The 25,087-nt window shown below is 63.6% G+C and carries 22 protein-coding genes; 2 read left to right on the plus strand and 20 right to left on the minus strand.

Annotation, left to right across the window (positions count from 1 at the left end; translation table 11 throughout):
• Positions 1-641 precede the first annotated feature (641 nt).
• From B0W55_RS21595 to B0W55_RS21690, 20 genes are all read right to left on the minus strand, one after another.
• Positions 642-1,502: a CsgG/HfaB family protein gene (locus B0W55_RS21595; protein WP_077047942.1), complete on the minus strand. Its 861-nt coding sequence runs from the start codon at positions 1,500-1,502 to the stop codon at positions 642-644.
• Between the two features lie 29 nt (positions 1,503-1,531).
• Entirely contained in the window at positions 1,532-1,948 is a 417-nt protein-coding gene (locus B0W55_RS21600; protein ID WP_077047943.1) for a curli assembly protein CsgF, read from the minus strand.
• On the minus strand, positions 1,945-2,334 hold the full coding sequence (csgE, locus tag B0W55_RS21605) for a curli production assembly/transport protein CsgE (RefSeq protein ID WP_077047944.1): 390 nt from the start codon (positions 2,332-2,334) through the stop codon (positions 1,945-1,947). The genes B0W55_RS21600 and csgE overlap by 4 nt, the downstream gene beginning before the upstream one ends.
• Positions 2,331-2,870: a type II secretion system protein gene (locus tag B0W55_RS21610; protein WP_077047945.1), complete on the minus strand. Its 540-nt coding sequence runs from the start codon at positions 2,868-2,870 to the stop codon at positions 2,331-2,333. Before B0W55_RS21610 ends, csgE begins: the two co-directional genes overlap by 4 nt.
• Positions 2,845-3,219 (minus strand): type II secretion system protein, encoded by a 375-nt coding sequence (locus B0W55_RS21615; protein WP_077047946.1) that lies wholly within the window; start codon positions 3,217-3,219, stop codon positions 2,845-2,847. The genes B0W55_RS21610 and B0W55_RS21615 overlap by 26 nt, the downstream gene beginning before the upstream one ends.
• A gap of 4 nt (positions 3,220-3,223) precedes the next feature.
• Complete coding sequence (locus B0W55_RS21620; protein WP_077047947.1) at positions 3,224-3,697, minus strand: type II secretion system protein; 474 nt, start codon at positions 3,695-3,697, stop codon at positions 3,224-3,226.
• A 2-nt stretch (positions 3,698-3,699) separates the two neighbouring features.
• Positions 3,700-5,538 (minus strand): secretin N-terminal domain-containing protein, encoded by a 1,839-nt coding sequence (locus B0W55_RS21625; RefSeq protein WP_077047948.1) that lies wholly within the window; start codon positions 5,536-5,538, stop codon positions 3,700-3,702.
• Positions 5,535-6,053: a hypothetical protein gene (locus tag B0W55_RS21630; RefSeq protein WP_077047949.1), complete on the minus strand. Its 519-nt coding sequence runs from the start codon at positions 6,051-6,053 to the stop codon at positions 5,535-5,537. Before B0W55_RS21630 ends, B0W55_RS21625 begins: the two co-directional genes overlap by 4 nt.
• Positions 6,053-6,601: a pilus assembly protein PilO gene (locus B0W55_RS21635; RefSeq protein WP_077047950.1), complete on the minus strand. Its 549-nt coding sequence runs from the start codon at positions 6,599-6,601 to the stop codon at positions 6,053-6,055. The genes B0W55_RS21630 and B0W55_RS21635 overlap by 1 nt, the downstream gene beginning before the upstream one ends.
• Positions 6,588-7,133: a PilN domain-containing protein gene (locus B0W55_RS21640; protein ID WP_077047951.1), complete on the minus strand. Its 546-nt coding sequence runs from the start codon at positions 7,131-7,133 to the stop codon at positions 6,588-6,590. The genes B0W55_RS21635 and B0W55_RS21640 overlap by 14 nt, the downstream gene beginning before the upstream one ends.
• Position 7,134: 1 nt before the next feature.
• Positions 7,135-7,938: a hypothetical protein gene (locus tag B0W55_RS21645; RefSeq protein ID WP_077047952.1), complete on the minus strand. Its 804-nt coding sequence runs from the start codon at positions 7,936-7,938 to the stop codon at positions 7,135-7,137.
• A complete protein-coding gene (locus B0W55_RS21650) occupies positions 7,919-9,625 on the minus strand; it encodes a GspE/PulE family protein (protein ID WP_077047953.1) in 1,707 nt (568 codons plus the stop codon). The genes B0W55_RS21645 and B0W55_RS21650 overlap by 20 nt, the downstream gene beginning before the upstream one ends.
• Positions 9,626-9,709: 84 nt before the next feature.
• Complete coding sequence (locus tag B0W55_RS21655; RefSeq protein ID WP_077047954.1) at positions 9,710-10,243, minus strand: response regulator; 534 nt, start codon at positions 10,241-10,243, stop codon at positions 9,710-9,712.
• 222 nt (positions 10,244-10,465) lie between these two features.
• The gene (locus tag B0W55_RS21660; RefSeq protein WP_077047955.1) at positions 10,466-11,434 is read right to left on the minus strand and encodes a peptidylprolyl isomerase; all 969 of its coding nucleotides are present in this window, start codon (positions 11,432-11,434) and stop codon (positions 10,466-10,468) included.
• 12 nt (positions 11,435-11,446) lie between these two features.
• Positions 11,447-12,991 (minus strand): ABC transporter substrate-binding protein, encoded by a 1,545-nt coding sequence (locus B0W55_RS21665; protein ID WP_077047956.1) that lies wholly within the window; start codon positions 12,989-12,991, stop codon positions 11,447-11,449.
• 9 nt (positions 12,992-13,000) lie between these two features.
• The gene (locus B0W55_RS21670; RefSeq protein WP_077047957.1) at positions 13,001-13,642 is read right to left on the minus strand and encodes an SCO family protein; all 642 of its coding nucleotides are present in this window, start codon (positions 13,640-13,642) and stop codon (positions 13,001-13,003) included.
• Positions 13,639-14,295: an SCO family protein gene (locus tag B0W55_RS21675; RefSeq protein WP_077047958.1), complete on the minus strand. Its 657-nt coding sequence runs from the start codon at positions 14,293-14,295 to the stop codon at positions 13,639-13,641. The genes B0W55_RS21670 and B0W55_RS21675 overlap by 4 nt, the downstream gene beginning before the upstream one ends.
• A 10-nt stretch (positions 14,296-14,305) precedes the next feature.
• Positions 14,306-16,258 (minus strand): cytochrome D1 domain-containing protein, encoded by a 1,953-nt coding sequence (locus B0W55_RS21680; protein WP_077047959.1) that lies wholly within the window; start codon positions 16,256-16,258, stop codon positions 14,306-14,308.
• Positions 16,259-16,423: 165 nt separating this feature from the next.
• Entirely contained in the window at positions 16,424-22,240 is a 5,817-nt protein-coding gene (gene mnxG, locus B0W55_RS21685) for a manganese-oxidizing multicopper oxidase MnxG (protein WP_077047960.1), read from the minus strand.
• Positions 22,241-22,446: 206 nt separating this feature from the next.
• Positions 22,447-23,055 carry a lytic transglycosylase domain-containing protein gene (locus B0W55_RS21690; protein WP_077047961.1) on the minus strand — a complete coding sequence of 203 codons (609 nt, stop codon included), beginning with the start codon at positions 23,053-23,055 and terminating at the stop codon, positions 22,447-22,449.
• 207 nt (positions 23,056-23,262) lie between these two features.
• Here B0W55_RS21690 and gspG point away from each other — a divergent pair, with 207 nt between their 5' ends.
• Both gspG and B0W55_RS21700 read left to right on the plus strand, forming a co-directional pair.
• A complete protein-coding gene (gene gspG, locus B0W55_RS21695; RefSeq protein WP_077047962.1) occupies positions 23,263-23,712 on the plus strand; it encodes a type II secretion system major pseudopilin GspG in 450 nt (149 codons plus the stop codon).
• A gap of 14 nt (positions 23,713-23,726) precedes the next feature.
• Positions 23,727-24,914, plus strand: coding sequence for a type II secretion system F family protein (locus B0W55_RS21700; protein WP_077047963.1), 1,188 nt, complete (start codon positions 23,727-23,729; stop codon positions 24,912-24,914).
• Positions 24,915-25,087 lie beyond the last annotated feature (173 nt).

Below are 25,087 nucleotides of genomic sequence, written 5' to 3' on the forward strand. Positions count from 1 at the left end.
GGCCGAGCGTTAGCTCGCCTGCTCTTGATCTTGATCCACCCGCCCCTTCGGCAGGCTGAGTGGAGGCGTTTATCCGGGGATTGGCGCGCAGCGCCGTTCGACGCAGTCGAACACATTGCATGTAGGTGCAGCGAAGCAAACCGGAGGGCAATGCCCCCGGATGAATGCCCAGCGAAGGGACGCCGAGCCTTAGCGAGGGGCCGGACGCTTGGGGCGAGCCTTTTTTTGCTTACTTTTTTTTGGCGTTTGAAAAAAAAGTGAGTCGCCGTCAGGGCGAAACCATAAGCAGCCGTTACCGAAGAAATGGATAGGTACCCGTCAGCCAGAGCCAGGTCGGCTGTCAGGCCGCCTTCGCGAGCAAGCCCGCTCCCACAGGTGATTCGGGTACATCCGAGAGAGAGTGGTCGGCTGTCAGGTCGCCTTCGCGAGCAAGCCCGCTCCCACAGGAGATTCGGGTACATCCGAGAGAGAGTCGTCGGCTGTCAGGCCGCCATCGCTGGCAGGCCAGCTCCCACAGGGGATTCGGGGACATCCGCGAGAGACTGGTCGGCTGTCAGGCCGCCTTCGCTGGCAGGCTAGAGCTCCCACAAAACATTCGGGTACATCCGCGAGAGCCAGGCCGGCCCGAGGGCCGCCTCGGTTCACTCTTCCTCCGGCACCACCTTGTTCTGGGTCAGGTACCGATCCAGGGTTTCATTCTGCACTGCCTCGGACTTATCGCCGGCCACTTGCCACAGACGCCGCTCGATCCCCTGGGCCAGCAGGTGCCCCACCGCCGCTTCGATCGCCGACAGTACGCACAGTTGCGCCGGTTCGTTGGTGGTGTAGCCGACTTCGGCCTCCAGCAACTTCTTGAATTCGATGAACTTGAACACGCCGGCGCTGCGGGCCACGGAGTAGATGGTCTTGCTGGTCATGACGTTGGCCAGCACTTGGCCGCTGCGTACGTCCACAGCCCGCAGGTTCACGGTGACCTGGTCCACGCGGTACTCGCGGGAGATGTCGATGCCCAGGTAGCGTGCCCCTTCCCCGCCGCTGCGCACGTTGGTGTCGTAGGCGATGATGCCGCCTTCGAGCATCATGTTGGCTGCCTGCAGCGGTGGCAGTTCGGCCTGGATGTTCACCGGGGTGTTGGGCTTTTTCTGTGAGGCGCGGATGATCTTGCGTTCGGTCAGCAGGTTCTGCAGGCCTTCGCGTTCGAGCACCACGAACCAGCCGCTGGCCTGCATGGCGTCCATCAGCATGCTCGCCGCGCCCTGGGTGACGCTGGTGGAGAACGAGCTGGCCGGGGTCGGTTTGTACTGGCCGGTCTGGTCGCGGAAACCGTACACCACTGCCATCAACCGGCCCTTGGGCCGTGGCATGTTGATCAGGTCGTAATAGGTCGAGGCCCTGGGGGTCAGGGTCGGTGTTTTGCTGTCCTGCTCGGCCGGCATTGGCTCTTGCAGACTGCACCCTTGTAATGCCGCCAACATCAGCCCTAGCGCGATTATTTTTTTCATGTCCTTAACTCCCCATGACCCGAATCGAATCAATTCAGACCATTGACCTTGATTTCCGAAAGCTCGCCGGTGGCCCGGTCGGTCACTTCAATCGTCAACTGCCCCGAGTCGTCGACCACGTTGACGATGAACGCGTCGGTGGACAGGCTCCCGGTGTTGCCGGTGGAAATGTTGTCCAGCAATTGCCCCAGCAACCGCGACTGCAACTGCGCACTGAAGCGGTCCAGGGCCGAGGTTCCGGCCACGGTGGCGCGGTCCTTGAGGTCCGGATCGTCATAGTCGTTCTGCGCCTGGGCGTTGTTGAGCAGCCAGGTGCCGTTCAACGGGTTGCCGCCGAACGAGGGGTTGACGGGCGTGTACACCAGTTCCGTGGCCTGGACCAGCGCGCATCCGCCAAGGCCCAGCAAGCACAAACCGCTGCACTGCAAGAGCGTTTTCGTTTTCATAATTCGTCCCTCTCAAGGTCCGTGGTGTCCTGCAACAAGGCCTCCAGCTTGCGCTGGACAACCTGCCCGCGTACCCAGTCGGCGGCGTCATAAGCCTCGTCCTTGAGTTCCACGGTGTTCGGCGGCAGGAAGCGCCGATAAACCAGGCGTTGTTGAAATTCCACTGTCACCAGGCTGCCCCAGCGAGCCGATGGCCGTTCGCGTACCACCAGGTTGAAATCCATCGGGCTGGTGGCCCGCAGTCGTTCACTGAACGAGTAGTAAAAATCGTGGCCGATGTGCGAAATCGTGTCGTCGATGATGAAGCCGAGCATCTCGTCCTCTTCGCCGGCCGAGGCTACGGAGGTGCTCAACACCAGGATCAGCGCCAGGCAGAAGCGGTTCATGGCTGCAGCGCCTGGGGTGCATTGGACTGGGCCTTGACCGGCCCGGTGGCGCCATCGGTGAAGGCTTTCTCGGCGACGAATTGCCAGTCCTTGTAGCTGGCCATGCCGTTGAAATCCGACCATTGCGCCGGGAAGTCCACCTGTTTGAGCGGCTTGTCCGTCGAAGCACTGGCGATGCCGGTGATGCGGCCGTCGAAGCCGCGCATCAGGAACCAGTCGCCACCCCCCATCGGGTCCGGGTACAGCTGACGCAGATGATGTTTGGGGTTGGGAAAACGCTCGTCCTGCAACAGGTCGGCGAGGTCCTTGGGGTACTGGGCCAGGCCGGGCGAGCTGCGGTAGTAGCTGCGCAGTGCCTGGGCGTACTGGGTGCCGACCCACAGCAACTGGCGCTCGCGGTCACGGCGCGCAGCGGTGGCCCACAACTCGCCTGCACTGGCCAGGCCCATGCCCATCACCATGATCAGCAGCAGTACACCCAGGTAGGTGAAACCGCCTTGCGATGCCGGCTTACCACTCGGAATAGAGGCTGCCATCACGCGCCCTCCCTGTGGCACCACTCTTGATATCGGACACGCCACCGGCGACACCTTCAGGCGGCGCCACCAGGACCCAGGTGTCCTTGCGTTCGGCAATCGGGTCCATCGGCGCGTTGCGCAGGTAGCGCAGTTCCACCAATTGATCGAGGGAATCGGGATAGCGCCCGGTGTCGCCGTAGTAATGGTCCAGCGCTTCGCGCATCGACGACAGGCTCTGGCGCAGGGTGGTCTCCTTGGAGGCCTCCAGGCTGTTGAAATAGCGTGGCAAGGCAATGGTCATCAGGGTTGCGATGATTGCCATGACCACCATCAGTTCCAGTAGGGTAAAACCCTTTTGCCGGCGCATAAGCTCACCACTCCCGGTACGCGATGCCGTTGAGGCCCCTGCCCCGGGCCTTGGAGTAAACGTCGAAGACGTCCTCGCCATCCCGTGGGTTTTCAGCCGAACTGTCATAACTGCGCAGGCCCCAGCCGCCGTCGTCGTCACGCTTGGCGGTCGCCAGCGGGTCATGGGGAATACGCCGCAGGAAGTAAAACTTGGCTCCCTTGGCACTGCGCACGTCACGCACGCCATCGACCAGCACTTTGAGGTTCGGCGGGTAGCCGCTGCTGTCGAGCGTCTTTTCGATATACCCGGCGTCAAAGGCACGCTTGTAGGCGTCGATGGCGTCGCGGATCTGGTACAACGCGGTACGCAGGTCCTGCTCCTTGCCCCGACGCACCACGGTCTCGGTCAGCGGCGCGGCCATGCCGGCCAGCAGGCCGATCAGGGCCAGGGTCACCACGACTTCGATCAGGGTGAAACCGCGTTGCGAGGCGTTCATGATCAAGGCTTCCCGACGCTGATTTCGACGTTGGCGTTGTTGGCGATCGGCCGATCCAGGCGCTGTGGCTGTACCGACGATTGCAGCTCACGGTTCGGCGCCTGAATGTGCATGCTGGTTTCGGTACCGGTGCTGAACTCCATGTCCGACGGGCTCTGGTACGGCAGGTTGCGCACGACCCGTGGGGTGATCGACAGCACCAGTTCGGATTTGCCGACGGTGTCCTTGTTGCTGCCGAACAGCCGGCCCAGGCCCGGTATATCGCCAAGCCCGGGGATCTTGTTGCCGGTGGCGCCGTGGTCGTTGCGCATCAGGCCGGCAAGGATCTGGGTTTCGCCGTCATGCAGGCGCAGGGTGGTCTGGGCGTTGCGGGTATCGACCTGCACCGGGATCGTGCCCTGACGGGTCGGTTCCAGCGGTGTGGCGTTACTCACTTCCAGGGCGATCTTGATCGCCACTTCGTTGTTCAGGTGCACGGTGGGCTGCACTTCCAGTTTCAGACCGACGTCCAGGTAAGTCACGCTTTCGGTGATCACCGGTCCCTGGGTCGACGGCACCGAAGTGGCGCTGATGATCGGCACGCGCTGACCGATGTGGATGCGCGCCTGTTCGCGGTTGCTGACGCGGATCACCGGGCTTGCCAGGGTGTTGATGTCGTTGTCCTGGGCGTTGATCTTGGCCTGGGGCGACGGCGAGATGGTGATCCGGCTGGAGTTGATGCCCTTGAGCTGATCGAGCAGGCTCACCGCCGAGCCGTCGCTGTTGACCACACCGAAGGTGCTCGGCCATTGCAGGCCAAGGTCGAGGATGCGCTGGGTGGCGACTTCCATCACTTCCACTTCCAGCACCACTTCGGGGTTGGACTGGTCTTGCGATTGCAGGAGCTTTTCCGCCATGCGGATAGCGTCGCCGGTATCGCGCATGGTCAGGGTGTTGAGGCGTTCATCGACGAACACATCGCGGGTCTTGAGCATGGTCTTGACCATGTTCAGGGCGGTGTTGGCATCGATGCTGGTCAGGTAAAAGGTGCGCATCACCAGCTCCTGATAATCCTTGAGCTTTTGCGGCGAGTCCGGGTAGATCAGCAAGGTGTTTTCGTTCACCACTTTCTGGTGCAGCTGGTTCTGTTGCAGCAGCAGTTCCACAGCGTCTTCGATGCGCACATCGCGCACGAAGATGGTCGCTTTCATGTCCGGGCGCAGGTCTTTGTCGAAGATGAAGTTCAGGCCGGCCACTTGCGACAGCACCTCGAAGATGGTCTTGAGGTTGGCGTCGCGAAATTCCAGGGTCACCGGTTTGTCCAGGCGGGTGCGCAGCTGCGGATAGGGAATCACGTTGCGGCTCTGCACCAGGCGCACATTGCCTTGCAGCTCCAGGGCGCCTTCGTTGTTGGGGTCCAGTTCGAGGATCTGTTTGACCTGACGATCGGCGGCGTAGATGTCGCCGCGACGCAGGTCACCCCGGGCCAGTTCGAGTTTTTCATCGAGGCTGCGCATATGGTCGAGCTGACTCATGGCGTCCTGGGCCCGACGGTTGTTCGGCTCGATGTTCAGCACCCGGCCGTAGGTCAGGCGGGCCGTGGCAAAGTCACGCTGGGCACGGGCCATGTCGGCCTGGCTCAACAGCGCAGTGACGGCGCGGGCGCGGCCACTGGTCAGCGCCAGGTGCAGTTCGGTGTCCCGAGGGTTTTCCCGCAGGCCTTCCTGGATCCGCGCCAGGCCGGCTTCGTATTGCCCCGATTCCATCAGGTCGGCGCCCTCTTCCCTGGCCACCTGTGCCGTACTGCACGCGGCCAGCCCCGCGCACAAGCCAATACTCATCAGCAAACGAAATGTGTTCATTGTGCGCTCCCTACAGACAAGGTCTGGGACAAATGCAGAGGCAGATAGACCAGGCTCAATTCCATGTCGGAAATCCGCTCGATCTTCCATGTTTCGTCGATCACATCCCCTTTGCGCACGACGTAGATCTTCTCGCCGTTCTGCAGGAACACCTGCAGATCGGTACGGTCATCCATGCGACCGATGAACTGGAAAGGCATGGGCGGTACAGTCGGGGTCTGTACCACCTGGGCGACGTTGACCGGTTGTTCGGTGACGCTGGCCAGCGTTGGCGCCGCTTTCCAGCTGTGGGCGGCGAACAGGTCGCCGGCCGGGCTCAGGTCCTTGATCGCCACAGGTGCTGCAGAGGCCTTGGCCGCCGGCAACTGGCCTTTAGCGCTGGCCTTGGCCGGTGCGGTCACCGCGACCGCGTCAACCTCGCCGTCGTCAGCCTGCTTGAAGTATTCGGGCAACCAGGTGAGCGCCGCGGCCACGCCGAGGAACGCCACCCAACCCACTGCTTTTTTGTTGTTCATCATGACCTCGACAGGTAAAGGGTCATGCGGATCCGGCCGGTCAGGTCGGTGTCGGCGATTTTCTTGCGCTGGAACTCCACATCCTCCAGCACCACCGCCGGCAACTGGCCGAGCAAGGCGTGCAGGAAGCGCCGCAGTTGCGGGTAGCTGCCACGCACCGGCAGCAGGATCTGATAACGGGCCAGGTGGGTCTTGGGATCGACCCCCAGCGAGTACTCGCCGCGCGACAGGGTGATGCGTTCCTGGGCGGCCAGGGCGTAGATTTTGTCGATGGCGACGGTGGCCTGGGGCTGCGACGGCAACTTGCTGCGGAAATCGTCGAGCTGACGCTGCGGCACCACCGGGGCGACCACGGTGCCGTCTTCGACCTTGGCCAGGTACTCACGGGCTTCGCTGGTCTGCTGGCTGAGGCTTTGCAGCGACTGCCAGTCCGGCAGCAAACCGGCCAGACCGTAGGCCAGCGCCAGCACCACCAGCGCCGCCCCTGCCAGGCCGGGCACGCCCAGGCTCTGCAGGTATTCGCGCACGATCAATTTAGGGATTTGCATCGCCGATCTCCCAGTTAGCCGACAGGTTGAAGCGCACCGGTTGCTCCGGCACGTTGGCGACGATTTCGTGGCTCAGCAGCGACACGTCGGACAGCTCGTCGCTGGCTTCCAGACGCCGGTGGAATTCGAGCATGGCGTCCAGGTCTTTCGCCTCGGCGCTGATCCGTACCTGGCCCTTGCGCGCATCCGGGGTCAGGGTCAACAGGGCGATGTCGTCACGGGGCATGGCTTCGAGGGTCGCGAACAGACGTTCCCAAGGGCGGCGCAACTGCTGCGAGACCTTGCGCATTTCCGCCAGGTTCTGCGCCTGTTCGCGGGTTTCGGCCGGGGTCAGATTGACCTTGATCCCGGTGTCGCCGCTGAGCACGCGCTGGGTGGTCTGCAGGTGGCCCTGCTGTTCTTCGGCCTCGGCGCTCAGGTGCTGCTGGATCAGCGTGCAGGTCAGCGCCAGCACTACACCACCGGCCAGCAGGCTCCAGCCCAGCGGGGTCGAACGACGACGGGGTTGAAAGTCGAGCATCAGGGCGCGCATGTCAGGCCACCGCCCGGGACATGACGTACAGGCAATCATGTACGCCAGTCCGGTCCTCTTCGAGGGTCCGCAGGTGCACCCCGGGAACCTCGGGGTGCGATTCGATGCGCGCCGGGGCGTGCAGGTAGACATTCAGTGGCCGTTCGCTGGCCGAGGCCAGCAGTTGGCTTTCGCGGCCGATCAGCGCAGTCAGGGCGGCATCGCTGTCGTTGCTGCCCACCGAACGCACCGAGGTCCAGCGCCCTTCCCGGGCCACCAGCAACACACTGCGCACCGGTTCGGCGACCACAAACAGGAAGTCGCCGGCGTCGAAGCTTTTGTCGAAGTGATTGAAGGCCGCCATCAGGTACGGTTGTACCGAGCGCAGGCGCAGGCCACGACCGCTGACCACACTGCGCAGGCGATCGAGCAGGTCCTGAGGCAGCGCCGTGGCGATGCGGTCATACCCGGCGGGCTCGGCCGACAGCACCAGATTCCAGGGTTGGTTCGAGACGCCGTAGAGGTCTTCGAAGCACAACTGGGCAAAGCCTTGCAGTTCGTCGGGGCTGCTGATCTGCTCGCTCCAGGGCACCAGGCAGAAGCGGCTGAAGTGGCCGGAGACCACGACGGTCAATTCCGAACCGGCCCGGGCATGTTCGCCCAGCAGGCGGTCGAGGGTTTCCAGGGCCACGGTCCAGGCATGGAAGCCTTCGTCGATGAAGCCGACGCTGCCCAGCCACAGGGTCTGACTGCCCTGGCGCTGGCCCAGGCCGACACCGCTGGCGCCGATCACGGCGACATAACGCTCACGAGATAAAAGTGACACGATTGATCTCCTCGAGAGTGGTCCGGCCTTGTTGCACCAGTTCCAGGGCTGACTCGCGCAGCAGGCGCAAGCCACGTTTGCAGGCGTGCGCCTTGATTTTCGAAATCGGTTGGCGCTCGACGATCATCTGCCGCAGTTCGTCATCCAGGTGCAGCAGTTCGGCGATGGCGCTACGACCGCGGTAGCCGGTGCCCCGGCAATGGCCGCAGCCCTTGCCATGGACGAAGTGGTAATGGCCGACGTGCTGTGGATCGAGGCCGGAGGCTTCGAGCTCTTCCTGGTCCGGGGTGTAGGGCGCGCTGCAGCTGCTGCACACCAGGCGAATCAGGCGCTGGGCCAGCACGGCGTTGAGTGCCGAAACCAGGCTGTAGGGGTCGATTTCCATCTGGGTGAAACGGCCGATCACGTCGAACACGTTGTTGGCGTGGATGGTGGTGAACACCAGGTGCCCGGTGAGGGCCGATTGCACGGCGATCTGTGCGGTGTCCGGGTCGCGGATTTCACCGACCATGATTTTGTCCGGGTCGTGGCGCAGGATCGAGCGCAGGCCACGGGCGAAGGTCAGGCCTTTTTTCTCGTTGACGGGGATTTGCAGCACGCCCGGCAGTTGATACTCCACCGGGTCTTCGATGGTGATGATCTTGTCCACGCCGTGGTTGATCTCGGTGATCATCGCGTACAGCGTGGTGGTCTTGCCGCTGCCGGTGGGGCCGGTGACCAGCACCATGCCATAGGGTTCGGCGGCCAGGCGGCGCAATTGGCGCAGGGTTTCCTCTTCAAAGCCCAGGGCTTGCAGTTGCACGCCGCAGACCTTGTCGGCCAGGTCCTGTTTGTCGAGCACCCGCAGCACCGCGTCTTCGCCGAAGATGCTCGGCATGATCGACACCCGGAAATCGATCTGACGGCCACTGATGCCGATCTTGAAGCGACCGTCCTGAGGCACGCGTTTTTCGCCGATGTCCAGTTCGGCCATGACCTTGACCCGGGAGATCACCTGTTCGGCGAACTCGCTGCCCTGGATCTTGCTGATGTTGTTGAGCACGCCATCGATGCGGTACTTGATCACCAGGCCGCTGCCGGTGGTGCCCAGGTGGATGTCGCTGGCGTGCATTTTCAGGGCGTCGTAGAGGGTCGAGTTGACCAGCTTGACCACCACGCTGGAGTCTTCGCTGATGCTGGTCAGCGACAGGCTCTGCAGGTTGTCGATTTCGGCATTGCCGTCGGCCTGCGCGTTGAGCGATTCCACCGCGTGGAAGCTTTCTTCGTGACGGGCCAGGTAGGCCTTGAGGTCGTCGGCGTGTACCAGATACAGCGGCGCGCCGTGCAGGCAGTCGTCGATCCAGGCCAGGCGCGGGGTGTCGAAGGGGTCGGCGAACACGCCGATGACCTGGTCATCGTGACGCAGCAGAGTGAATTCGCGCTTGAGGCATTGGGCCAGGGTGACCCGGTCGAACACCGGGGTGGCCTTGAACAGGCTGTCGGTGTCGAGCACCGGATAGTGGAGGGTCGCGCCAAGGCACTGGATGAACGGCATGGGGGCCAGTTCGCACAGCTCGGCCAGGGCATCGAGGACACGTTCGCCGGAGGTGGCGGCCAGGGAACGGGCCTGGGCCAATTGCTCACTGGTGAAGCGGGTCGGTACACAGTCCAGCGGCACAGCATCGACGACAAGGGATAGACGGTCCATTGCTTGCTCTCCAACGCCCGGGGCTTTGAGCCCTGACGGCGCGGCGAGCAATTGCGGCAGTTGCCGGAACCTCTTGTCGCGCCATTACTCCCCGGTGAGCAGTTGTTCGTCGTCTGGCGCTTTGGAGGCCGATGAACTTCGTCGGCGATCGGCAAGCACCCAACTACCGTCGTACAACTGCAGCGGGAAACTTTCGGTCCTGCTCTGGCGTCGTTCGACAAAGCCTTCGGAACTGCTCACGCCCGCTCTGGGTTCGCGCTCCATCCCCAGAAGGTCACAGACTGCTCGGGCCAGTTCCGCCAATGGAAACGGTTTGAACAGGATGTGGCTGACTCCCAGTTGCCGGGCCCTGTCGCAAACTTCTGCGGTGGGGTGCCCTGTGATCAGCACAAAATGACACTTCCTGTTCTGGCGGACCGCGTCGAGCACCTCAAAGCCTTCCATATCGGGCAAGCGGTAATCGAACACCATCACATCGGGTGAAAAACGTTCGGCTTCGCCGATCGCCGTCTCACCGTTGTGAGCTATCCGGACTTCCAGCGCTTGCGCCTGCAGGTATCCCTGAAGGTTTTCCGCCAGCAGCTGTTCGTCTTCAACAACCAGTACTTTGTTTAACAAGGTGGACTCCTTGAAACCGCAGGTCCGAATACCGAACCTGGCGGAGTGCGCGCCTCGATAGGTCTAACGCACACTTCATGCCAGGCTGAGCGCCGGTAATTTTAAGTCTTCATGTCCTTGAATTTGTTGACAATGCCTTTGCGTCCACGCACCCCACCCCCCAAAAGCGGGGAAAACCGAACGCCGTTGCATTGAGGCCATTCCCCACTATTGGGGAAATCTTCAATCGTCGTCAATCCGTTCGATCCGGTTACTGGAACGCAACTGCGCCAGAACCTGTAGACGAGCCTGAACCTGTTTCTGTCGGGCAAGATAAGCCCGAACCATGTCAAGTCCTTGCTCCTCTGAGACATCGCTTGCCTCCATTCGGTTCTGTAAATAAATAAGGTGCCAGCCCACCGCAGTGCGCACCGGTTCACTGATCGCCCCCGGCGCCAGGGCAAATGCCGCGGCCTCGAACTCAGGCATCATGCGGCCCCGGGGGAAGTAACCCAGGTCGCCACCCTGGCTGGAGGAGGCGTCTTCGGAGTCGGTACGGGCAACACTTTGGAAGTCTGCCCCCTGTCCGATTTTTTTACGGATTGCCTCCAAGCGTAGTCTCGCTGATGCAACAGTGGAAGCGTCGGCACCCTGAGGCACTTTGATCAGGATGTGGCTGGCCTGGATTTCCTCCGGGCGGCTCATTTCGGCGCGGTGCTCTTCGAAAAAGGCCCGCACCTGTTGCTCATCCGGCTCGCCGGCCTTGCTGATCTGCTCCTTGTTCAATTGGGCAAACACCTGCTGCGCCGCCAGGTCACGGCGGGTGTACTCGATGTAGGCGGCTTCATCGAAACCGGCATCCTCCAGGCGCCGGGCGAACACTTGCGCGCCGCCCATGGCCTGACGGGTCTGCTCGACCTGGTTGTGCACCGTGGCATCGCTGATCACCACCCCGCGCTTGAGCGCTTCCTGCCACAGCAGCTCCTTGTCGATCAGGGCATCGAGCGCCGCCGTGCGCAGTTTTTTATAGGCGCTGGGGCTGCGGATGCTGGCCACCGCCCGGCCCTGATCCTCCAGGTACTCGGCGAAATAGCGCTCCAGGCGCAGTTGGGAGATTTCCTCGCCATTGACCCGCGCGGCCACCGGCTCATTGCTGCAGAACGCCATGGGCACCCACAACGCAAACAACACCAGCACAATGTAGAGCTTCATCTTCGGCCTCCGTCAGGGCATGGCGGCAATCGGTTTGTAGGGGGCGACCAGGTAGAAGCGCTGGTCGGGCAAGTCCACGGTGACCACATGGGCGCCATTGAGGCCCAGGCGCCGGCCCGGGCCGAAACTGATCAGCGGCGTCAGGCCGGTATCGAAGTCGTGCAGGTTTTCCAGGGCACTGATCAGTTTTTCCCGGCTGGCATCGCGCCCGGCCTGCTTCATGCCTTCGCTGAGCAACATCATCGAGCTGTAAGCGCCGACCTGCAGCACCGCATGCTCGCCGCCCAGGCGCTGACGTTCGCGTAATTGGGTCAGGGCCAGCCGCCCGGTCAGGGTCCAGTCGCTGGGCACGAAGGGGTACGCCAGGAACACCCGCCGGGAAAAGCCGCTGGGCACTTGCAGCAAGTCACCGGCCACCTGGTTCGACGCGGCGAACAGGTACGGCACCTGCCCCGCCGTCTGCAGGCGCTCGGCCAGGCGACTGAAGCCGCCGCTGCTGCCCAGGTAGAACACCGAGCGTGAGCCCAGGGGCAGTTCGTCCTGGGCCGATTCGTAGGGTTGCAGATGCACTTTCTGCCAGGCGTTGGCTTGCAGGTACTGGGCGAGATTTTCCGCTGCCAGCCGCTGGCCGGGCTCATCCGGATAGGCGATCAGCGTCGGCCCCTGCAATACCCGCAGGCTGGCCGCAGCGTAGTTGGCCAGGGCAATCATTTGCTCACGCAACCCCGGCAGCGGCTCGAAGATCTGCCGGCTGGCCTGGGCCGAACCTTGCAGCGACAGCGGCCCGATCAGCGGCACACCGGCCTGGTCCAGGCGCAGCGCCAGTTCGGTATCCAGCGCCGGCACCATCGGCGCAATCAGGGCGAACACCTGCTCCTCTTCGATCAGCTGATTGAGCGCTTGCTCGGCGCTGTCCCGGTCCGGGCCCGGGTCGAGAATGGTCAGGCGCAACTGCCGCCCATGAATACCGCCCGCCTCGTTGATGCGCGTCACGCACCCCCTGAGCACGGACGCCACCGTGGCGCCCTCCTCGCTCAACGGCCCGCTGGTCGGCAACAAGGTGCCCAGGTGCAGAGTGTCGGGGCTCAGGCCCGGATCGCGGTCATCGGCCAGACGTTTTAGATACGCCGTGAGATTACGTTGATCGTTCATCGACAGCACGAAACGCGGCATCGCCGGGTCGAGTCGATTGTTGCCCGGGTCAAGGCCTTCCTGCACCGCCCTGACCAGGGTGCCATCGGTGTAGGCCGGGTAGGTTCGGCCATTGATCTGCTGCTGGCCGTAACGGCTGGTCAGCCGCGACCAGCTCAAGTCCGGCGGTCGCACCCCGCCTTCCGGGCGCCCCAGGCCATCGGCGCCATGGCAGTTGGCGCACGGCAGGCTGGTGGCCGGCAACAGCATGCCGGCCGCCCCGATCCGCGCCATGATCGGTTCACCGCTGGCTGACACACCCTCGCGGTACAGCCGTTTGCCGGCACTTTCGCTGGGCGACAGCGGCAGCGCCTGGGCCGTCAGGCTGGCGAAGAACAGCAGGCCGAGGATCAGGGCGTTTTTCATGATGCCGGCTCAGCGTTCGGCCACAGGCATCGCCAGCAGCTGCAAGCGCTGGGCGATGGCGGCGGCCGGGGCGTCGGGGCGGATCTTGCTCCAGCGTTTGTTGGCCACATCACCAACGATCAACTGCGTGGAGTGTTGTTCGGGCGTCGGCACGATCTGGCCGATGCGGCCCAGAACCAGATCCATCTGTGCCTTGTCGCCGGTAAGAAAAAGCCAGTGGGGCCCATCAACGCCCTGCTTCAAGGTGTATGCCTTGAGTACCGCCGGTGTATCGCGCAGCGGATCACTGGTAAGGGAGATAAAGGTGATGCCGTCCGCCTTGTCGCCCAGTACCTCACGCACTTGCTTGAGCTTTTGGGTGATCAACGGGCAGGCATCGTTGCAACTGGTGAAAATCACATTGAGCAGCACCACGCGGTTTTGCAGGGCATCGCTGTAGAAACGCAGGGTGTTGCCGTTCTGGTCCTGCAACTCGGTATCGGTGAACCAGGTCTTGGCATCGCGGGTGCCGCCCGCCGGTGGCGCGGCAGCGGTTGCCGGCGCCGCAGCGTCGGAGGCTGGTGCCTGTTGCAGATGCCCCTCGTGGGAAAACGCCAGGAAGCTGATGACGCAAAAGCACAGGGTCACGAAGATCAGGGCGAGCGCTTTCATGGCTGGTGCTCCATGGCAATGGCGGTGTGCTTGGCGTGGGCGTTGCGTTCACCGCTGAGTTTCTCGACCTGGCGGCTGAGCACCGTCGGGTCGGTAAAGCCGTAGTAGCGGGTCCAGTGACGGCTGTTGCCGTCGCCCACCAGGATCAGCGGTTGATGGTTCTTGAAGTCACCGCTGAAACTGCCCAGGCCCTTGAGGGTTTCGTTGACCGACTGTGGCGTGCCGGTGAGCCAGCTCCAGCCCGGCCCTTTCTGGAAAGTGCGGGCGTAGTCGTTCAGGCGCTGGGCGTCGTCGCGCTGGGGGTCGATGCTGATCGACACCAGTTGCACCTCTTCACCGACCCGGGCGCCCAGCTGCTGCTGGACCTTGCCCATGATCGACGACACCACCGGGCAGACCGTGGTGCAACTGGTGTAGATGAAGCTCATGACCACGATCTTGTTGCTGACCAGGTCTTTCTCCAGGCGCACGGTCTTGCCGTTCTGGTCCACCAGCGCCACGTCGGCGAACTTGACCTGGGCGCTCTCGGAACTGGCGTTTTTGGCGGCGGCGGTGTGGCCGGCGTGTTCATCCGCCGAGTGGGCCAGGGCCTGGCCGATGCCGACGGCCAACAGGCAGAGCGTCAGCAGTCCACGATGTGCGAATCGGTTCATGTCGATGTCCTCAATGAATGTGGCCGGGCAGCACCCGAACGCTGGCGAAGGTCTGGTCGTCGAAGCTCGCCCCCAGGGACGCCGCCCGCACGTGCAGGTACCAGGCGCCTTGCTGGTCGAGGGTCACCGGGGCTTCATAGATGCCGTCGCCGACGTCCCGCGCCGCCACCAGTTGCGGCCGCGAGCTCGGTGCCAGGAAGTAGCGCACCTGCACGTCCTTGACCCCGCTGCGCACAGCCTTCTGTTTGCCCTGGACGATGCGAAAACGCACGGTGTACGCACTGCCCAACGCGGCGGTGGACTTGTCGAGCATGAACTCGACTTTCGGCACGCCGGCGTGTTGCACGATGTTGTTGTTGGTTGCCACCACGGTGCTGAAGCAATGGATGATGTTCGGTTGATTGAGCAGGAACGCCACGTCGAACGTCCCGGCCGCCGGCAGCTTGATCCGCGCGCTGTACAGCCCCGGCTCGACTTCGCGCAGGCTGCGGTCGATCACCAGCGCCGCCCGCGCCACTTGCCCGCGATTGGGGTAACCGGACATAGGCGCGTTCATGCCCTCGGCATAGAAGTAGGTGGTGTTGTCCACCGGGTTGACCACGAACACTGCGTTGTCGTCCCGCGACACCGCCAGGCTCGAGGCCAGGGGCAAGTCGCCGGCCAGGCGCGGCGGCTGGGTCCCGGCTTCGAAGCCCTGGCTGATCGGTTTGCGCCCTTCCCCCAGCGACGCCAGGTTGATCATCGTCACCTTGGACGATGCCAGCCCGCGCACGTAGGCATAGGCCTTGGTAAACACCAGTTGATAAGGTTCGGCGGATACGTCCAGGTCATGGATCAGCGCATCGTTGGCCGCGTCGATCACCGAGGCCTGGTTTTCCAGGGTGTTGAGCACGATGCCGAAGCGTCCGTCGGCGCTGAACCCCATCGGGCCCAGGCCCTGCTTGAGCTTGATCACCCGCCGTACCGACTGGCTGGCGGCGTCGACCACGGTGACGGTGCCATCCTTGCCGTCGGCCACATAGGCGGCGCCGGACAGCGGCGAGTAGACCACCGACAACGGGTGAGCGCCGGTCTTGAGCTGTTTGAGCAAGGTCAGGCTGGCGATGTCGATGATGCTCAGGGTGCCGTCGTCGCGGTTGCTGACGAAGGCAAAGCGGCTGTCCTTGCTGAAGGCGATTTCGTGGTGGCCGTTGCCGGTGGCCAGGTGCTTGAGGGTTTTGAGGCTGGCGGTGTCGATCACCGTGACCCCGGACTGCTCGGCGGTTTTGCCGTTGTTGCCGACCCACAGCAGGCGTTCGTCCGGTTGCAGGGCCACGCGCACCGGGTTGCTGCCGGCGGCGACCGAGTCGAGCACTTTGAATTGTTCGCTGTCGATCACCGCGACTTCGCCGGCGGCGGGCATCGAGACGAAGATCCGTTTGTTGTCCCGGGGCGTCACCCAGTCCATCGGTGGCTGCTTGATGTCGATCCGCGCCATGGTGCTGGTAATGCCGCCCACCGAGACCGACGGGTCGATCACCGACACGCTGGCATCGCGGTTCATCACCAGCAGGAAGTAGCTGTTGAGGTCCAGCAACGGCCGCGCGCCGATATTGGATTTGAGGAACATCCCGACCCGGGACTTGCAACTCTTGTCGCGGCCCTGGGCCTGGTCGGCAGCGGTAGTTTGCGGGTCCACCCAGGCACCGGGCGCAACGCCGGCCAGCGGCTGTCCGGAAGCTTTGTCGGTGATGCGAAACTGCACGTCGGCGAATTCGCCTTCGCGCAGTACGCCATCCTCGGCCAGAGGTTTGACATTGAGCGCCACCGACACGCCGTCGCGCTCCAGGGTCTGGCCGGTCCAGGCGTCCGGCACCGCGACCTGGTCGAGCATGACCGGCGGCGCCGCGCGAAAGACGCCCAGGCCGATCAGCGCCAGCCCGAGGGCCAGCGCGCCACTGGCACATTTGATGGTCCTGTTCATGTTGCTTCTCCCCTTTACAGACAACTCCGATCCTGTGGCGAGGGAGCTTGCTCCCGCTGGGCTGCGAAGCGGCCCCAAAACTGCTGCAGTCATGCAGATTGGTGAGTGCCAGGCACTCAAGCGGGAGCAAGCTCCCTCGCCACAGGTGTTGCGCTATTTCCCTGTTTACGGCACCGGCGCCGGTTCCGGTTCATTGGTCACCCGCAGCAAGCCCCACAAGCCGGAGGTGTTGCCATAGGCGCCGTAGTCGCGGAACAGGTAGTCCCCCGGTATCGCATTGACGCCCCCGGCGCTCGGCAGCATGAAACTGAAGTGCGCGGCCGGCAGGATGCTTTCGTGGGCGCCGATGTACATCGACATCGGGTTGTAGCCGAACCTCACCGACCCCACGCCCGGAGTGCCCATCGGGTAGCCACCGGTGTCGCTCTTCTCCGCCTGGAACGGGTTGGTCGACCAGACGTGACCGTCCAGCTGGAAGGTGCTGCCGCGGCTGCCGCCGGTGGGCATCAGGATGTGCGTACGGAACGGTTGGCCAGGCTTGGCATACAGCACCGGCGTCTGCGGATCGCCCCCCACCAGCGCGTTGCTGTAGGCCATGTGGGCGTTCACCATGTCGCCGTAGCCGGCGCCGTCGGCATGGCCGAACGGCGCATCCGGTGCCAGGCCGAAGCGATACCACATCGGCTCGGTCTTGTAGTTGATGGCCATGCTGGAGTTGTCCTGCGGATCGGTCGGCACGCCTGCCCCTTCCGCCGCAATGCCTTCCACCGGCCGACCGTTGGCCCAGCGAGTGTTCAGGGCTTTCTGCCAGACCATCGCAAAGTCGCGGTAGGTGGTTTGCCCTGGCGCGGTGACGGTCGCATTGACCTTGCGCGCATCTTCAACCCAGGTAGCGCCCGTCGGCAGGATGCTCATGGCCGCCGCCATGCCTTTCTGCGACTGCTTGATCACGTCGGCCGGGGTGAAATTCAAGCCGCCGAACTCCACCGCCGTGGCGTTGATGTTGTCGACGTTGCGCCCCAGTTGGGTGATCGGTTTGCCTTCACGTTCCAGGTGCCCAGCGTAGTACTGGTAGGTACGGGTCGGGTAGGCGCCGCTGTTGCCGACACGCGGCGGTACGGTCTGGGTCGGGTTGGCGCCGACGTTGGTACCATCGGATTTGGTGATGTCGTACGCCAGCAATTGCGCGTGCAGACCCACGTGGCTCGACGGCCGCATCAGGTTGTTGCTGAAGGTGGTCGAACCGGTGCCGCTGTTGCGGTCGCGCTTGACCATGCCTTGCATCACCGCGGTCTGGGTCAGGTCCGGCATCACGCTCGGCAGACGGTTCTCCAGGGTGATGTTGATGCAATCGCCCGCCGCCGCGCGCAGCACCAGCGGTTCGACAGGCACGCCAGGCTTGAGCTTGCCGGTGGTCGGGTCGAGGTCGGCCTTGCGCACATAGAGGATCGCGGTCGGGTCATGCAGCGGCCCGCTCTGCCCGCCGATGGTGATGGTTTCACCGTCTTCAGGGTCGGTCACGGTGACCTGTGGAATGCTCACCGGCCGCGAGTTGTACACCAGGGTGCCGCCCGCCGGGTTCAGCGGGCCGCCCACGTGCTGGCCGAGCCCCGCCGGGTCACCGATGGTCAGCCCCAACGGATTGCCGAGGATGTCGTTGGCCAGTGCCGCCACCACCTCATAGTTGCGTTGCGGGGTCGGCCGGGTGCCGATGCCGTTGGGGTTGGCACCGATCCGTGGGCAGGTGCCCTCGAACGCCACGGTGTTGCGCATGCCCGTAGGTTTAGCGTTGTTGGGCAGTGCGAACAGGTCGTTGCGTTGCGCGGTGTAGTTGCGCATCACGCCCCAGATCCCGCTCCAGTAGCCTTCGATCGAGGCGTCCATCGAGTACAGGTAGTCACCCGTGGTCGCCGCCGAACTGGACAGCATCGAGACCGGTGCGATGAAGCCCATCTGCTCGGAGATCCCGATCATCTGCGACGCGCGCCAGCCGGAGTTGGAGCTGTTGCCGAAACCGGAACCGCTTTGCAGCCATTTCACGCCATGCAGGGTGACGTTGTGCTCCTCTTCGTGACCGCCGGCATGCACCCGCAGCCGCACGTTGTCACCGGTATAGGTGCGCAGCATCGGGGTGAACGGGTCGCCCGGCTCGGCACCGGCCTTGTTGATGTGCGGCGGGAACAGCGTGGTGCCGCCGGTGGGGCCGGTGGCCGCGGTGATCAGGTTCGGCGCCAGGTTCATCGCCGGGATCGCGCGGTCGGTACGGCTTTGCATGGCGTAGGCCAGGTCGCCGCCCAGGCCGTCGGCCTGCATGCCGCGCTTGCCGTCCGGGCCGACCTTGTTCGGGTCGTACACCCGCAGGGCCAGCGGTTCGTTGCGGTAGTTGACGACGAACATGCCCGGGTCATCCACCGAGATGGCCTGTGGGCATGGCCGGGTCGGACAGCCGGGCACCATGCCGCCCTGCACTTCGAGAATGCCATCGAGCAAGGTACTGGCGTTGTTGCGCACCGGCGGGTTGATCGCGTAGCGGAAGCTGTCCGCGGTGGCCGGGAAGGCTTGCGGGTTGGGCACGCCATTGGGACCTGCGCCCACATACACGCCGGCTTCATAGGCGTGCTGGAAGTCGCTGTACTCGAGGAAGAACTCACGGAAGCTGTCGTTCTTGCCGTCGCCGTCCAGGTCGCCGGTGGAAATCACCGCCTGCCAGGACGTCGGTCCGCCGTCCTGGCGCGCACTGCTGTACAGCGGCTCGCCGGTTTCAGCGTGGAACCAGGTGGAACCGGCCGGCTCGGCCAGCACGGTGGCGTACAGACCGATCTGCTGGTGAGTCGATGGGCCGAGATGGTCGTGGGTGAAGATGGTGCCCAGGCCACGGTCGACACCTTTGGCGTTGACCACAGGGTCGACGAACCAGCGTTGCATGGCCGTGCGCGCGCCGACCCAGTCAGCCCGGCCGAACTGCCCGAAGTACGGGTGGTTCTTGGCTTTCGGGCAGGCCGGGGTGCCGTCGCGCGGGTCGGTGCCCTGGCACTGGTTGAACTCGCGAATGGCATGGATGCGTTCTTGCACCGCGCCTGGGGAAAGCACGCCGTCCTCGTAGTTCCAGCCGTTGGCCGAACCGTCGGCCGCCGTCAGGTCCCATTTGGGCAGGTGGATGTGCTGGCCGATCACGTCGGTCGGGGTGCGCACCTGATAGTCGTCCATCTCGTAGACGGCCGGCACCAGGTTGGTTTGCTGGTACTGCACGCAGTCGAACGTGTTCATGCGCATCACCAGCGGCTCTGGCGGCCGCTGTTTGGTGATCACCGGCCAGGCGTCTTCCCACAGCGCCAGGATGCGCGCTTGCGGGAAGTGGTAGCCGACCTTGTTGTACACCGCGTCGAATTGAATGTTGGCCGCCTTGTAGACCCGTGGCCGGTCGGCGGTGAAGGTCGAGGCGCCCACGAACGACAGGCCGTCGATACGCTCGCCGCTGTTGAATTCACCGGTGCCGGCACTGCTGGTCAGGCGTTTTTGCCGGTCATCCATGCAAGGTTCGTAGTACGGCGCGCCGGCCACCGGCAAGGCGCCGTTGGTGCGGAAGTTGCGCGCCACGATCTGGTTGCCTGGCAGCAGCGCGAAGCTTGGGTGATCTTTCTTGGCGTGGTAGGCCATCGCCGCCTGTTCGACTTCGGTGCCCTCTTCCGGCAGGTACAGCGGCTTGGCGCGGGTCACTTCCTTGGAGAAATCCAGGGACGTGGTCACCGTGTGGGCCTCGCCGCCGGCGGAGAATCCATCCAGGGAATGACGCCCCAGGCCACCGTCCCAACCACCGGACTGAGCAGGGTCGAGGTTGGCCCACAGGGCTTTGCCCGTGGCTTTGAGGCTCTGGGCCGTGGCCGCGTCGAGCATGTCCAGCGGTGGGGTTGGCGGGCGTTGGCCGACCGAACTTTCCATGCCGCCGATCCAGAACGGATAGCCAGGGTTTTTCAGGGTGCCGTCGGCGTTGCGGTTGGCTTCGCTGCGATCGACCAGTGCCAGGGAACCGATGGCCTGGACGCCGCCGCCATGGTGTTCACCGTCGTCGCCTGCTTCATCGTCATCGTCGTTGGCGGCCACCAGGGTTTCGCCGATTTTCGGTACGACCGCGACTTTGCCCGGCATCGGTGGCATGGCTTTACCTGGCAGCGGAACGACTGCCGGGATTGGCGTGCCGGCGACGATTTCGCCGTCGGGCAAGGCCCGCGCGCCCGCGGCCGGTTTACCTTTGCGCAGGGCGTAGGGTTCGCTGTGATAGCCGTCGGCGCCCTGTTGCGAGACTTCGAGTCTGGTGCCTTCTTCAAACACATCGTGCACCCGCCACATGGCCCACATGCCCTGGGCAAAGTGCGGATAGAAGTGGCAGTGATAGATCGCATCGCCCGCTACCCGGTTACGGTTGCCAGAACCGCCGTTGGCGATTTCATAGGTGTAGCCGGCACCCGGCCCGATGCCCTGGGCGTCTACGTAGTCGGAGTTGTCGTCATTGGGGTTGAACAGCCACTGATGCCCGTGCAGGTGGAAGATGTGTTGCTCATGACCGTTGTGAGTGTTGCGGAATTTGACGAAGTCACCGATGTAGCTGTGGTTGACGTTGGAAGGCTCCGATGGATAAAGCGCCATGGTCGCCTTGACCCCGATCTGATCGGCAGTCGGCGTCTGGCCGGGAGCGATGCCTTCCAGGCCGGCGTTGGCCGGTACGTCCACCAGCATTGCCACGTCGCCCACGGTGTGGGAACTGAGGAAAAACTCCTCATAGGCGCAGGACAGGCAATCGTGCATCGGCCCCACGCCCAGGCGGTTGGCGACCACTTCGGCGCCCATGCCGCCGGAGCCGTAGTTGATCATGAACGAATCGCGGGTCGGCTCCAGTACGTGGGCCATGACCGGGTCCGCCCAGTAAGCGGGAAAGGCCTGGGTCGCGGCGGTTTCATCCTGGAACTGCGAGGCGAAATCGCGGAACGGCTCCAGACGATTGGGGATGGCCGGATTGCGTTTGCCCACCGATTCCAGCGGATACGTCGAGGCCGGGAAGCTGCCGTCGGCGTTGCTGCCCATCACGACCGCGTCGCTTTCGCTGGAGATGATTTCGCTGCCGTCGACCATATTGATGATCGGCGTACCGGCCTTGCCTTCACGGATCCATGGCTCGCGCTGCGGGTAGCGCGCCTGGTAGTCGACGATCGGTTGGCCGGCCGGCGTACGCCCGGTGCTGGCCAGGCGCATTTCTTCTTCGGTCACGGTATTGCGGTAGCTGCGAGCGCCCTTGGGCAGCACCACGACCTGGCCGAACAGACCATTGGCGACGTTGCCAGCCGCCCCCTCCCCACCGAAGGTCGCACCACGGCTGCTGGCGGCGAATACCCCTTCACGCTCGGCGTACAGGGTGTAGGAGCGGGTGGCGCCGGGCGCGATCAGGGTGTTGGCGTTGCGGCCGGTGAACGACGAAATGTCATCGATGCTGTTGACCGCCTGCAGGCCGTTGACCTGGAAGCCGATATGGCGGTCGGCGACTTGTTCGTCGACCTTGAAGTCAGTGTTGGCAAATCCGCCGACGTCCTCCTCCCCTCCCTGCTCTGCGCCCTCGTGCGAGCCCGGGTTGGCCTGATAGGCCAACAGGTTCTGCAGGTTGATGGTCAGGCAGTCGCCGGCAGCGACACGCAGTACCAGCGGACGCGGACGCTTGTCAGGCCGCAGCGTCACCTTTCCCGGCACGGCGGCACCGCCCTGTGCCAGGGAGACTTCGTGATCGTCCACCACATCACGGCGCAGGGCGAACATCATCCCGTTGACGTTCTGCGCGCCCAGGCGGTTGAACATCAGCGGCTGGTCCAGCGCCACGACGTTGGCCACCAGGTTGCGCTCGCAACGCGCAGCGGCCTCGGCGAACTCCATGCCGATCATCGATGCGGCCAGTAGCAGCCAGGGAATAATGGTTGGGATGTGGTGTATGCCAGTCATGGTCACGGGCCTCGCTGTGGGTGCTCACAGGGAATAATTCTCGACAACTGCGCTTGAGCAATCGTCATGCCATAAAAAATATCGAATCTTTTCAATGCTTTATGAATATCACTTAATTCGTCGGGGGAAATTCCCCACTAATTCCCCAATTTTTTGCCGGGGTCCCCATCCCCCAATGTTGGGGAATTGCGCCCCGGTTTTTTCGCCTACAAAGGCGCGTCCGCCGACAACCCCTGCAGACGCCGGTACTGGTTCAAGACACTGGGCACATAACGCTGGGTTTCGGCGAACGGCGGGATCACCCCGCCCCGGCTGAGCACGGCTTGCGGGCCGGCGTTGTAGGCGGCCACGGCCAGGGCGATGTCGTTGTCGAACAGGGTCATCAGGCGCTTGAGGTAGCGCGCGCCACCCTGGATGTTGGCCTTGGGGTCGTAGACGTTGGTCACGCCCAACTCGCGGGCGGTGTCGGGCATCAGCTGCATCAGCCCGCCGGCGCCTTTGGGTGACACCGCACTGGGGTCGTAATGGGACTCGGCCTGGATCACCGCGTGCAGCAGCGCGGCGGGCAGGTGATTGTCCTCGGCGGCCTGCGATACCAGCTCGGCATAAGGCCTGGCGGCAATCATTTGTGGCTGCTGTTCGAGGCTCACCACCGCCGCTTCCGGCTCGTGAATGACTCGCTCGTAGTGACGGCCGGGGCGATGGACGTTGGACAAAACGAAGTTGCCTTTGGCGTCCACCGAGACGAACACATCGGCTTGGGCGATGCCGCCCGCCAGCGTCAAGCCGAGTAATCCGGCGATGAGGGTTTTCATTGTTCTACCTCCCCTGCCCGGCCCCGAAAAATGGGGGTAATGCCCCAATCGACCGGTCGTTTATCAGCCATACGCAAGCACTGTGCCGAAAGCGCAAAGGGCCGTGGGACGGGGGCTTGAGGAGCACGGCAGAGCCTTTGCCGGTGCTGTGCATGGCAATTGCATAAGCCGTTGTTGCGATTCTTCTGCCGACTGTGTGAGGTCATCATGAAACAGCGACTGTCTTTAGCCCCACGTCGTTTTACCCGCCGGCCCCAACGCGGGTTCACCCTGCTCGAACTGTTGGTGGTGCTGGTGGTGCTGGGGCTGTTGGCCGGCATCGTCGCGCCAAAATATTTCGCGCAACTGGGCCGTTCCGAAGTGAAAGTGGCCAAGGCGCAAATAGAAGGGCTGGGCAAGGCCCTGGACCTGTATCGCCTGGAGGTCGGTCATTACCCGTCGACCGAACAGGGTTTGCAGGCACTGGTCACCGCCCCCAGTGATGAACCGCACTGGACCGGCCCTTACCTGCAGAAAAAACTGCCGCAAGACCCTTGGGGCCGTAACTACACCTACCGCTATCCCGGCGAAAACAGCGAGTACGACCTGCTGTCCCTGGGCAAGGACGGGCAGCCCGGCGGCGAAGGCGAAAACGCCGAAGTCACCAACTGGCAATGACGGGAATGGCGACCATGCGTTTTCACCTCAAAGCGGTTGGCAAGGCCGGTGTGGTTTCAATGACCGTCGAAGCACCGGGCCATAGTGAAGCCCGGCGCATTGCCGAGGACCAGGGCCTGCGAGTGGTCAGCCTGCACGCCGAGCGACATTGGCGGGCCCTGCGCCTGAAACAGCGCGAGACCTTCAACCTGGTCCTGTTCAGCCAGGAACTGACCACCCTGCTCAACGCCGGCCTGCCGTTGATCGATGCACTGGAAAGCCTGGCGGAAAAGGAAAGCGCGCCCCAGGCCCGCAAGACCCTCAGTGAACTGGTGCGCCTGCTGTATGAAGGCAAGTCGTTCTCTCAGGCGTTGGCCCAGATGTCGGCGGTGTTCCCTCCCCTGTATGTTGCGCTGGTCCAGTCCAGCGAAAAGACCGGCGCCGTGGGCGATGCCCTGGGCCGTTATGTGAGCTATCGCCAGCGCATGGACGAGGTTCGGCAGAAGATCGTCAGCGCGTCGATCTACCCCATGCTGTTGCTGGTGGTGGGCGGTGGCGTGGTGCTGTTTCTGATGGGCTATGTGGTGCCGCGCTTCAGCCTGGTGTTCGAAGGGCTGGGGTCGAACCTGCCGTGGCTGTCGCAGATCCTGATGACCAGCGGCATGTTCCTGCACGCCCACCAGGGCGAATTTTTCGGCGCCTTCCTGGCAATCGTCGTCGCCATCGCCCTGCTCCAGCGACAGCCGTCGTTTCGCCGTGGCGTGGATCGTCTGATCGAAAAAGTCCCCGCCGTACACCAGCGCATCTTCATGTACGAACTGGCGCGCTTCTACCGGTCACTGGGCATTCTGCTGCAGGGCGGCATCCCCCTGGTCACGGCCATGGGCATGGTGCGCAACCTGCTGACCGTCGCCTCCCGAACGCGCCTGGACCAGGCCTGCGAACGCGTGCGGGAGGGGCAATCGCTGTCCAGCGCGCTGGAACTCAACCACTTGGTGACCCCGGTGTCCCTGCGCCTGCTGCGCGCCGGGGAACAGTCCGGCAACCTGGGACAGATGATGGAACGCAGCGCCGACTTCTACGACGAAGAAATCAGCCGCTGGATCGAATGGTTCGTGCGGCTGTTCGAACCATTGCTCATGACCTTCATAGGCCTGCTCATCGGGGTGATCGTGATCCTGATGTACATCCCCATTTTCGAACTGGCCTCGAGCATTCACTGAGCCCTCGGCCTCTATGTTGCACCGCTGCCTGCGTTGCAACCTGCACCACAAGACGGAGAACGACATGCACATCAACAAGCTTTTATTGGCGGTGGCGATTGGCGCGATTTTGTCGGCGTCTACCGTATTGATTCCGCACGACCTGTCCGACCTGTCCAGCGCCCATGCGAGGA

Origin of the sequence: Pseudomonas sp. KK4 (assembly GCF_001984065.1) — a bacterium.
Classification (GTDB): domain Bacteria; phylum Pseudomonadota; class Gammaproteobacteria; order Pseudomonadales; family Pseudomonadaceae; genus Aquipseudomonas.